The 10,311-nt window shown below is 32.8% G+C and carries 11 protein-coding genes; 10 read left to right on the top strand and 1 reads right to left on the bottom strand.

Annotated elements, in window-relative coordinates; translation table 11 throughout:
* The first annotated feature begins 269 nt into the window (after positions 1-269).
* The 10 genes from BUA99_RS04325 (at position 270) to proC (ending at position 8,979) form a co-directional block, all read left to right on the top strand.
* The gene (locus tag BUA99_RS04325; RefSeq protein ID WP_072988673.1) at positions 270-587 is read left to right on the top strand and encodes a hypothetical protein; all 318 of its coding nucleotides are present in this window, start codon (positions 270-272) and stop codon (positions 585-587) included.
* Positions 588-630: 43 nt separating this feature from the next.
* The gene (locus tag BUA99_RS04320; RefSeq protein ID WP_072988670.1) at positions 631-1,014 is read left to right on the top strand and encodes a hypothetical protein; all 384 of its coding nucleotides are present in this window, start codon (positions 631-633) and stop codon (positions 1,012-1,014) included.
* 37 nt (positions 1,015-1,051) lie between these two features.
* On the top strand, positions 1,052-1,222 hold the full coding sequence (locus tag BUA99_RS15210; RefSeq protein ID WP_200778637.1) for a hypothetical protein: 171 nt from the start codon (positions 1,052-1,054) through the stop codon (positions 1,220-1,222).
* A gap of 144 nt (positions 1,223-1,366) precedes the next feature.
* The gene (locus BUA99_RS04310; RefSeq protein WP_072988665.1) at positions 1,367-1,906 is read left to right on the top strand and encodes a DMP19 family protein; all 540 of its coding nucleotides are present in this window, start codon (positions 1,367-1,369) and stop codon (positions 1,904-1,906) included.
* 228 nt (positions 1,907-2,134) lie between these two features.
* Positions 2,135-3,406 (top strand): serine--tRNA ligase, encoded by a 1,272-nt coding sequence (gene serS, locus BUA99_RS04305; RefSeq protein WP_072988662.1) that lies wholly within the window; start codon positions 2,135-2,137, stop codon positions 3,404-3,406.
* A 79-nt stretch (positions 3,407-3,485) separates the two neighbouring features.
* A complete protein-coding gene (locus BUA99_RS04300) occupies positions 3,486-5,264 on the top strand; it encodes a tetratricopeptide repeat protein (protein WP_072988659.1) in 1,779 nt (592 codons plus the stop codon).
* Between the two features lie 47 nt (positions 5,265-5,311).
* Positions 5,312-5,623, top strand: a complete 312-nt coding sequence (locus tag BUA99_RS04295) for a DUF4286 family protein (protein ID WP_072988657.1) — start codon at positions 5,312-5,314, stop codon at positions 5,621-5,623.
* A gap of 210 nt (positions 5,624-5,833) precedes the next feature.
* Positions 5,834-6,613 (top strand): 16S rRNA (adenine(1518)-N(6)/adenine(1519)-N(6))-dimethyltransferase RsmA, encoded by a 780-nt coding sequence (gene rsmA / locus BUA99_RS04290; protein WP_072988654.1) that lies wholly within the window; start codon positions 5,834-5,836, stop codon positions 6,611-6,613.
* Positions 6,603-7,955 carry a magnesium transporter gene (mgtE, locus tag BUA99_RS04285; protein ID WP_072988651.1) on the top strand — a complete coding sequence of 451 codons (1,353 nt, stop codon included), beginning with the start codon at positions 6,603-6,605 and terminating at the stop codon, positions 7,953-7,955. The genes rsmA and mgtE overlap by 11 nt, the downstream gene beginning before the upstream one ends.
* Before the next feature lie 247 nt (positions 7,956-8,202).
* On the top strand, positions 8,203-8,979 hold the full coding sequence (gene proC, locus BUA99_RS04280; RefSeq protein WP_072988648.1) for a pyrroline-5-carboxylate reductase: 777 nt from the start codon (positions 8,203-8,205) through the stop codon (positions 8,977-8,979).
* 124 nt (positions 8,980-9,103) lie between these two features.
* Here proC and nhaA read toward each other — a convergent pair whose 3' ends face one another.
* Positions 9,104-10,267 carry a Na+/H+ antiporter NhaA gene (nhaA, locus tag BUA99_RS04275; RefSeq protein WP_072988646.1) on the bottom strand — a complete coding sequence of 388 codons (1,164 nt, stop codon included), beginning with the start codon at positions 10,265-10,267 and terminating at the stop codon, positions 9,104-9,106.
* Positions 10,268-10,311: the final 44 nt, after the last annotated feature.

The following is a 10,311-nucleotide window of genomic DNA, read 5'->3' as shown; positions in this document are numbered from 1 at the left end:
AAATCATTTTTGAAAATGAAACGCTTTCTATAGTTTAACAAATATATAAAAATTAAAAGAAAATTATTAGGATTTTAAGATAGTACCTATCCGCTGCAATCTTTTAGCCCCGATAAAAATCGGGACTAAAAGGATTTCCACTTCTATCAGGGCTAGGGGATTTAGAATTCCCATACTATTTGTCATTCTGACTAAGGAGGATTCGCATCCAGCATGTCACGCATTTTTTATAACTTTGCCAAAATTAATTCGGTTCAAGCAATAGCATAATGAATAAATCGTATATAAAGTGTCCTGAGTGTAATACAGTTAATTTGAATAATGAGTTTTGTAGCAACTGTGGCGCATTATTAGATTTAGTTCTCAAGCGCCAAATTGAAACAGAAAAAAAGATTCAATTTAAAATTGATGAGCAAGAAAAGACAAAAAAGCCAGCCAGTATATTTGAGATTTATTTCAATAAAGGATTGGAGCACTCAAATATTCTTATCAGATATTTTTTTCAAGCTATTTATTCTATTTGGCTTTTCTTTGCAGTAGTTATTGGAGGAATTATTGCTGCAGTTACTGCCGCAGCTGCTGGTTGAAAATTCAAATCTTGTAATCTTAACTTCCTCAACTAAGTTTTCTATGTTTAGAAAAGTGCTATATTTTACACTTTTTATTCTGGTGCTGACCATATATGTGATGCAACGGTTAAAAATTCCATTGCCTGCTTTGGTTAACAATTACACAAATGATTTGCTATACCTTCCGCTAGTACTTGGAGCGATTGAATTTATAATTCGAAGATTAAAAAAAGATGCTTCTTTTACATTACCACTTGGATTTGTAATTTTTCTATCGTGCTCTTATTCTTTTTACTTCGAATATTATCTCCCTAAAATAAATCTAAGGTACACAGGAGATTGGATTGATGTAATACTCTATTTTGTGGGTGGAATAGCATTCTTTTTTGTTGGACGTACAAAAAGGAAGATTATTAATGAAGAGGATAAAATTGAATCGTTATAACATTCGTTTTAATAAACAACTAATTAAGATTTTTATAATGGCAAAAGGACCTGAAAAAAATACTAAAAATAAGGCTTTACACACTAAATTTCTCAATCGAAAAAAGAATAAACTTCAAGAAGAGAAGAAAGAAAAATTTTTACGATTGAAGGTTTTGGTGACTAAAATAAATCAGCAAAAGAATAGTGACGAATCTGATGCCGGATAAATTTGAAAAGAATCTGCGCTAATTTGTGCAATTTGCGGTTAAAAAAATATTCCCGTAAAACACGACTTAAAAAATTCGTTTTAATTCGTGAAATCTGTAGCAAAAAAAACGAAATTTGCCGTCAACTCCTTAAAAACATACCTCATGGAATTTGGTAGAATTATAATTTCAGAAACAGCAGCAAATAGTGTAAACCCACAAGATGTGATAAATTCTAATATTTCGGTAATTAACTTGATGCGTGAAGAAAAAATAGATGATGATCTTATTCACGAAGATGCTTTAATGAGCTACTATCTTGATTATTATACTTCACAATACACCGAAGGGAATTTTGCACAATTTGTATACAATTCTAAATGGAACAAAGAACTGAACGAACTCATTGAAGAAGGCCTACAATTATTAGGTGCCGAAAAGCACTTGGAGTTGTTTCAACAACAATCCAAAAAAGTGAGCTTGATTAGTAGTGTAAAAAGAGAAAAGTTCTTCAAAGGAAAACTAGAAGGTGTAAACCCAATTCGAGATTTGCTAAATAATGATGTTTTTTTTGAAATTGAAGAAAATTTAGTACAACTGAATGCTGCATTCTTGAAATCACACCCTGACACAACGATACTTTCAGTTGACGATATGTTCGCAACCTTAGAGGAATTTATCGGGCACGAGATCAAAAGAGAGTAGTTTTATGTCAAATTTTGAAGCTTATAAAGCTTTAAAAGGCGTGTTTTTGATTACTGTTTTTTAAAGTTTTGTTTTGAATCTATCTTAAGTAGTGGGCATTTAAATCATAACAGTAATATAGGACTTTATTACTTTTGACCTTCGACTAATTTTTTGTCCAATTTCTATCAAACATTTCCTTAAATTTGCTTCCATTACTAGAAATTTAATAGGTATAAAAATCAAACTATGTTACAAATTGCATTTATTAGAGAGAATCAGGAGAAAGTAATCAATGCTTTGGCAAAAAGGAATATGGATGCTAAAAGTATTGTTGAAGAAGTGGTACAACTAGATGAAAAACGTCGCGCTACGCAGGTAGAATTAGATGGAATTTTATCTGAATCTAATAAATTATCCAAAGATATAGGCGAATTAATGAAAAATGGCGAGAAATCAAAAGCCGCGATTCTAAAAGAAAAAACTGTTATAAATAAAGAGAAAAGTAAGAAGTTAGCTGAAACTGCAGAGGCACTTGCTGCTGAACTTTTAGACAAATTATATATGTTGCCCAATCTTCCCGCTGCTATTGTTCCAGAGGGAAAAACACCTGAAGAAAATTTAAATGTTTTTCAAGAAGGCGATATACCAGTTTTGCACGAAGGTGCACAACCACACTGGGAATTAGTAAAAAAATACGATATCATCGATTTTGAATTGGGGGTTAAAATCACTGGAGCAGGTTTTCCGGTTTACAAAGGAAAAGGAGCCAAATTACAACGCGCCTTAATCAATTATTTCCTCGATAAAAATACGGCGGCTGGATACAATGAAGTGCAAGTTCCACACATGGTCAATGAAGCTTCGGCTTATGGAACGGGACAATTGCCAGATAAAGAAGGTCAAATGTACCATGATAAAACAGATGATTTATACTTAATTCCTACCGCAGAAGTTCCTGTGACAAATTTATTTCGTGATGTGATTTTGAGCGAAAATCAATTGCCTATTTTAACAACGGCTTACACGCCATGCTTTCGTCGCGAAGCTGGTTCTTATGGTGCGCATGTGCGAGGATTGAACCGTTTGCATCAATTTGATAAAGTTGAAATTGTTAGAGTAGAGCATCCAGACAAATCTTATGAGGCATTAGATGGAATGGTTGAACACGTAAAATCTATTCTTCAAGAGCTGAAATTACCTTATAGAATTTTGCGACTCTGTGGCGGTGATATGGGATTTACAGCCTCTTTAACTTATGATTTTGAGGTGTTTTCAACTGCCCAAGATCGATGGTTAGAAATAAGTTCAGTATCTAATTTTGAAACTTTTCAAGCCAATCGTTTAAAGTTGCGATTTAAAGATAAAGATGGAAAAAACCAATTAGCACATACACTAAACGGAAGTTCATTAGCATTGCCAAGAGTACTAGCTGGAATTCTTGAAAATTATCAAACAGCAGAAGGAATTGTAATTCCTGAAGTTTTACGTTCCTATTGTGGTTTTGATATTATTGATTAAATAGTTTTCAATGATTAGTATTTAGTTTGTTTTTAGCATGAAACATCTTTTACATAACTGAATATGGAATGCATTTAATATGAAGTACCTTGTTGTCTATATCGCACTATTTTTCTCCTCAATTTGTTTCTCACAAAACGAACAATTAGCGCAATATTATTATGAGAAAGGTGATTTTGAAAAAGCGAAAGTAGGTTTTGAAGAATTACTAAAAAGCATACCACAAAACACACAATATTTTTTGAGAACGATAGACTGTTACCAGCAGTTACAGCAATTTGATATTGCTGAAAAAGCGATCCAACAGCGATTTGATAAATACAAACAAGGTAATCTACTTGTAGAGCTAGGCTATAATTTACAACTTCAAAAAAACGATATTCAAGCTAAAAGTCTATACGACCAAGCTTTAGAACGAATTAAGAAAAATCCAAATGAGGTTTACGCAATCGCGAGTTCTTTTGAAAAAAAAGTGCTTTTAGATTATGCTTTAAAATCATATCAAAAAGCAATTGAAATAGAACCTAATTTTAATTTTAATTACCAAATGGCGTTGCTTTATGGACAACTAGGTAATATTGAAATGATGATTACGACCTTTTTAGATGAATCAATCCAGAATCCTCAAAATTCAGTGATGATACAAAATCAATTAGTTCGCTTTATGGTTGACGATGGCGATGCTAATTTCAATGATCAATTACGCAAAGCATTAATTTTAAGAACTCAAAAAAATCAAGACATTTATTGGAATCGTTTTTTGAGTTGGTTTTATGTGCAACAAAAAGAGTTCGAGAAAGCTTTTATTCAAGAGAAAGCAATTTATAAACGCAATCCCGAATCGTTTTCTGCTATTTTAAATTTAGCTCAATTAGCAATTCAAGAGGAAAATCAAGAAGCGGCTAAGGAAATTCTAGGTTTCATAGTAGAAAATAGTAAGGATTTGCAACTGCTGATTCAAGCAAATTCCTATTTAATGGAAATCAAAATTCAAAAAGCGCCTGAAAAAGAGTTCAACGCCATAAATGAAGAGTTAAATGCGATTTTAAAAGAATTTGAGATTAGCCCTTTTACTTTATCTTTGCAATTGATTCAGGCTCATTTTGTCGCTTTTAATTTAAAAAAACCTGAGGAAGGAAAGGTAATTGTCAAAAGAGCGTTAGAAATGAAAATGGACGATTTTGATTTGGCTACAGCCAAAATGGAACTAGCAGATATATTACTCTACGAAGAAAAATTCAATCAAGCATTACTATATTACTCTCAAATTGAAGTGGACTTAAAAAACGATGTTTTAGCGCATGAAGCAACCTTAAAAGCGGCTAAAACAAGTTATTTTAAAACTGATTTTGAATATGCATTGAAACAATTCAAAGAGTTAAAATCAGCAAATACGCAGTTAATTGCTAATGATGCACTAGAATATTTTCTTCTAATAAATGATAATACGGTTGCTGATTCAACACAAACAGCTTTAAAGCTGTTTGCAAAAGGAGATTATTTACTTTATCAAAATCGAAATCAAGAAGCTATAACTCAATTTCAATCGATTTTGAATGCATTTAAAGGAGATGAAATAGAGGCAATAACGCTATTGCGATTGGGTAAGATTTATGAAAAATTGTCCGATTTTAATTTGGCTTTAAGCCAATACCAGAAAATCATCGAGCAGTATAGTGACGGAATTTACATTGATGAAGCTTTATATTTTTCAGCTGAGATTTACAATAAACAATTGCAGGATCCAGAAAAAGCAAAGCCATTGTACGAAAAAATCATCTTTAATCACCAAGACAGTATTCATTTTATAGAAGCGAGAAAAAAATTCAGACAATTAAGAGGTGATACAAATTTATAATAAAAGTTTAATTGGTTAACCGATTAAACAACTAATCAACTAAAAAAATGATCATATACAACGTTACTACAAACATACATGAAAGTGTACACGATCAGTGGATGATTTGGATGCAATACAAGCACATTCCAGAAATTTTAGCAACAGGTAAATTTTCATCGGCTCGACTAGTGCGCGTTTTAATCGAGGAGGAAATGGGTGGTGTTACCTATTCAGCGCAATACACAACGGATAATAAAGAAACTTTAGAAAAATATTATCAAGAAGATGCACCAGGTTTTAGAGAAGAGGGATTAAAATTATTTGGAGATAAAATGCTCGCTTTTAGAACAGAGCTAGAATTAATCGCTGATTTCTAAGTAAGGATGGTGCTACAATTTTTATAGGAGTAGTGAAAAATAGATACTTAATACTTTTTTTACGCTAATTGATAGATGAAAGATATCGTTCCTTAACGGCTCACAACTAAAACATTAGCAATAAATACAACTTTTAAAGTTGAGTAATCGACTTTGAATCTAGCAAATAAAATATAAATACTTTGTGACGTTGAGTTACTAAAAAATATAATGGAAAAAGTAACAGCTAAAAAACATCTCGGACAGCATTTTTTAAAAGATGAAAGCATCGCAAAAGACATTGCTGATACTTTAAATTTAGAAGGATACGATGATGTCTTAGAAATTGGGCCAGGAATGGGTGTACTAACTAAGTATTTATTGGATAAGCCTGTAAATACGTATGTTATTGAAATAGATACAGAATCAGTGACTTATTTAGATCAAAATTATCCCAAATTGAAAGATCGAATCATTTCTAAAGATTTCTTGAAGTACAATATCAACGAGATTTTTGAAGGAAAGCAATTTGCAATAATTGGAAATTTTCCTTACAATATCTCAACTCAAATCGTTTTTCGAACATTAGAGTATCGCCATCAAATTCCTGAATTTGCAGGAATGTTTCAAAAAGAGGTTGCGCAACGTATTTGTGAAAAAAAGGGAACGAAAGCTTACGGGATTTTATCCGTTTTAGTACAGGCTTTTTATGATGCAGAATATTTATTTACAGTGGATGAAAATGTATTTATTCCGCCACCAAAGGTGAAATCAGGAGTTTTACGCTTGCGCCGAAAACAGGATTACAGTTTGCCTTGTGGAGAAAAATTATTTTTCACAGTTGTTAAAACTGCCTTTCAACAGCGTCGAAAAACACTTAGAAATAGTTTAAAAACCTTAAATTTGTCAGATGCTTTAAGAGAAGATGAAGTGTTTAATCTTCGACCAGAGCAATTAAATGTAGAACAGTTTATAGAACTTACTCAAAAAATAGAAGCCGATGGAATTTAAAATCAGCAAAGGATTAATTCAGGAATTAGAGCTACTTATTCAAAATAAAAACGACCAGCAGTTGGAACTTTTATTGAATGACTTGCATCATGCTGACATTGCTGAAATTCTTGATGAGCTTGATTTTAATGAAGCAACCTATATTTTTAAAGTTTTAGACAGTGAAAAAACAGCCGAAATTCTTCTTGAACTAGAGGATGATCTGCGTGAAAACATATTAAGTAGGCTTTCTCCAAAAGAAATTGCGGAAGAGCTTGACGAACTAGAAACAAATGATGCGGCAGATATTATTGCTGAACTTTCGCAAGACCTGAAAGCCGAGGTAATATCAGAACTGCAGGACGTTGAACACGCAAAGGATATTGTTGACTTACTTCGTTATGACGAAGATACGGCTGGTGGATTGATGCACAAGGAATTAGTGAAAGTTAATGAAAATTGGAATGTGCTCACTTGTGTAAAGGAAATGCGAATTCAAGCTGAAAATATATCTAGAGTACATTCTATTTATGTCGTGGATGACGAGGACCGCTTAAAAGGTAGGTTGTCATTGAAAGATTTACTAACTACTTCTTCAAGAACCCCTATTAATGATGTTTATATTACAAAATTAAATTTTGTAAAAGTAGACACTGAAGACGTTGAAGTAGCAAGGATTATGCAACGATACGATTTAGAGGCAATTCCTGTAGTGGATGAATTAGGTAGATTGGTAGGACGAATCACCATTGATGACATTGTAGATGTAATAAAAGACGAAGCTGATGAAGATTACCAGTTAGCGGCGGGTATCTCGAAGGATATTGAAGCTGATGATAGTATTTTTGAACACACAAAAGCGCGACTTCCCTGGTTGGTTTTGGCATTATTAGGCGGGTTTATTTCAGTTAAAGTTTTAGGTTTGTTTGAAGGTGCAATGTTAGAGCATGGAAACTTATTCTTTTTTACACCGCTTATTGCGGCAATGGCAGGAAATGTTGGCGTACAATCGTCGGCAATTATTGTTCAAGGATTAGCAAATAATACACTAAGCGGCTCGTTATTTAGTAGATTAGTTAAAGAGGTTTCATTGAGTTTATTAAATGGCGTAATTCTGGCCACAATATTATTTTTAGGAAGTCATTTTTTATTAAATGTAGAGGTAATTATAGGCGTAATTGTTACAACAGCGCTAATTTCAGTAATTATTATTGCTTCACTTATTGGGACTTTTATTCCTTTGTTATTGGATAAATTTGGCATTGATCCTGCACTAGCCACTGGTCCATTTATAACAACTAGCAACGATATTTGCGGAATTCTTATTTATTTTTCAATTGCTAAAATTATTTTAGGTTTCTAAATGCTGTGATTTCCCGAGTTTTACTTAAACCAGAGCTTTACAAGTTTTTATCACAAATTTCAACAAATTAGTTTGCGTTAAATTATGTACTTTGTCAGTTATATTCTTAGACTTAAAATGGTTGGCATTTATTTACTATCGTTCAAACTATTTTTATGAATAAGAATCTCATAATTAACTAATATTTTTAAATTTCGATCTCCTTTATTTTACGGTAGATCAGAGATGAAAAAACCACAAGCAGCTCATGAAAGTACACATTATTGGCGGTGGAAACCTAGGTGTTTCAATCGCATTAGGATTATCTAAGTTCACAACAGAAAATCAAATAACAATAACTCGAAGAAACACTTCAAGCATTCTTTATCTTGAAAAATTAGGTACTACTGTTTCCACAAATAATACGCATTTGATACAAGAGGCTGATATTATTATTTTAACTATTAAGCCCTATCAAGTGGATACGGTACTTAGCGAAATAGTACCAGCGTTCTCAAACAAAGTTATTGCATCTGCAGTGAGTGGATTATCGATTGAAAACCTGCAAAGCAAAATTGGTGATTCAAATACTGCGGTTAGAATCATGCCGAACATTGCAGCGCAGTTTGGCGCATCGGCAACTTGTATTGCATTTCAGGAACAAAACAAAGATAAAGCACAAGTCGTAGTATCACTTTTTCAAACATTAGGAACTGCTCCTATAATTGATGAAAAATTAATGGATGCCGCAACGGTTTTAGCGGCCAGCGGAACTGCTTTTGCATTGCGATATATACGAGCATCAATGCAAGCGGGAATCGAAATAGGGTTTGACTGGCAAACCGCTTTATCAATCTCAGCACAAACTGTAAAAGGTGCTGCTGAAATGCTTTTAGAAGAAAAGGTGCATCCTGAACAACTTATTGACCGCGTTACAACTCCTCAAGGTTGCACCATAGCTGGATTAAACGAGATGGAAATGCATGGATTCAGTTCCTCTTTAATCAGAGGAATTAAAACTTCTTTGAAACAAATTAAAGGTTAAGTTTTATGGTTAACAAGATTGGAACTATAAAAGAAGTACTTTAGGAAATAATTCAAGACATAAAAAAGCCTCGTTTAAAACAATTTTACACGAGGTTTTTTTAATAATTTTAAAACACTAATTGCTATTTATGTTTCTTTGCTTTTTTTTCAGGTTTCAAAGTATATTTTAAAAATAAATAACCCATTGTTCCAGCTATAAAAGAAGCAATTAAAATTGCAATTTTTGAATAATTAATTACTTCTGCACCGTCATTTTTAAAAGCAAGTAAGGTTATAAAAATAGACATGGTAAAGCCAATTCCGCCAAGCATTCCCGCACCTACAATGTTTTTCCATTTTAGATCTTTAGGTAATGTACATATTCCTAAAGTAACGGCAAGGAAGGAAAATAGCCAAATTCCAAGCGGTTTTCCAACGACTAGTCCTAAGATAATCCCAATTGTGTTTGGATGATTTAAACCTTCATGCCAGTCTGAACCTATCGCAATTCCAGTGTTAGCAATTGCAAATAAAGGAAGAATGAAAAAAGCTACCGGTTTATGCAAGAAATGCTGTAATTTATAAGAAGAAGTCTTTTTGCTACCATTACCAAACGGAATTACAAATGCTAACAAAACTCCAGTTATTGTTGCGTGAACACCTGAGTTTAGCATAAAATACCACATTCCTACTCCACCAATTAAATACGGAATAAGATTGTGAACTTTTCTTCTATTTAAAATAAATAATCCACCCATGATTGCAAAAGAAGTGAATAAGTTCATAAAAGCAATCCCATCAGAGTAAAAAATGGCAATAACTAAAATTGCTCCAATATCATCGATTACGGCTAGAGCAGTTAAAAATACTTTAAGCGAAGTAGGCACTCGACTTCCTAGAAGTGAAAGTATCCCTATTGCAAAAGCAATATCCGTAGCCATAGGGATTCCAGCGCCGTTTTGCGTTATTGTACCGTAATTTAATAATAAGAAAATACCAGCAGGAATCATTATTCCGCCAAGTGCACCAAAAATAGGTAAAGCCGCATTTTTAATACTAGACAATTCCCCTTGGTACATCTCGCGCTCTAATTCTAAACCTATTAAAAGAAAGAAAATAGCCATCAGGCCGTCATTAATCCATTCTGTAATGGTGTGGCTTCCTAGTTTTGTTTCCCAGAACGCAATGTATTCTGTTTGAATGATCGAATTCGCTAATAAAAGAGATATAATTGTTGCAAAAAGAAGTAAAATACCACCAGATTTTTCGCTTTCAAAAAAAGCATTAAATGTTTTTGTTAATTTCATTGTTGTGTTTTATTTATTACAATTTAAGTATTTGTAATAAAAAT

The organism is Flavobacterium segetis, from assembly GCF_900129575.1.
Taxonomy (GTDB): Bacteria; Bacteroidota; Bacteroidia; order Flavobacteriales; family Flavobacteriaceae; genus Flavobacterium; species Flavobacterium segetis.
This window is presented reverse-complemented; position numbering and strand designations above follow the sequence as displayed.

What these genes read in the sequence shown, in the direction of transcription:
- BUA99_RS04325 (WP_072988673.1), top strand. Translation starts at nt 270, where the DNA reads ATGAATAAATCGTATATAAAGTGTCCTGAGTGTAATACAGTTAATTTG.
- BUA99_RS04320 (WP_072988670.1), top strand. Translation starts at nt 631, where the DNA reads ATGTTTAGAAAAGTGCTATATTTTACACTTTTTATTCTGGTGCTGACC.
- BUA99_RS15210 (WP_200778637.1), top strand. Translation starts at nt 1,052, where the DNA reads ATGGCAAAAGGACCTGAAAAAAATACTAAAAATAAGGCTTTACACACT.
- BUA99_RS04310 (WP_072988665.1), top strand. Translation starts at nt 1,367, where the DNA reads ATGGAATTTGGTAGAATTATAATTTCAGAAACAGCAGCAAATAGTGTA.
- serS (WP_072988662.1), top strand. Translation starts at nt 2,135, where the DNA reads ATGTTACAAATTGCATTTATTAGAGAGAATCAGGAGAAAGTAATCAAT.
- BUA99_RS04300 (WP_072988659.1), top strand. Translation starts at nt 3,486, where the DNA reads ATGAAGTACCTTGTTGTCTATATCGCACTATTTTTCTCCTCAATTTGT.
- BUA99_RS04295 (WP_072988657.1), top strand. Translation starts at nt 5,312, where the DNA reads ATGATCATATACAACGTTACTACAAACATACATGAAAGTGTACACGAT.
- rsmA (WP_072988654.1), top strand. Translation starts at nt 5,834, where the DNA reads ATGGAAAAAGTAACAGCTAAAAAACATCTCGGACAGCATTTTTTAAAA.
- mgtE (WP_072988651.1), top strand. Translation starts at nt 6,603, where the DNA reads ATGGAATTTAAAATCAGCAAAGGATTAATTCAGGAATTAGAGCTACTT.
- proC (WP_072988648.1), top strand. Translation starts at nt 8,203, where the DNA reads ATGAAAGTACACATTATTGGCGGTGGAAACCTAGGTGTTTCAATCGCA.
- nhaA (WP_072988646.1), bottom strand. Translation starts at nt 10,267, where the DNA reads ATGAAATTAACAAAAACATTTAATGCTTTTTTTGAAAGCGAAAAATCT.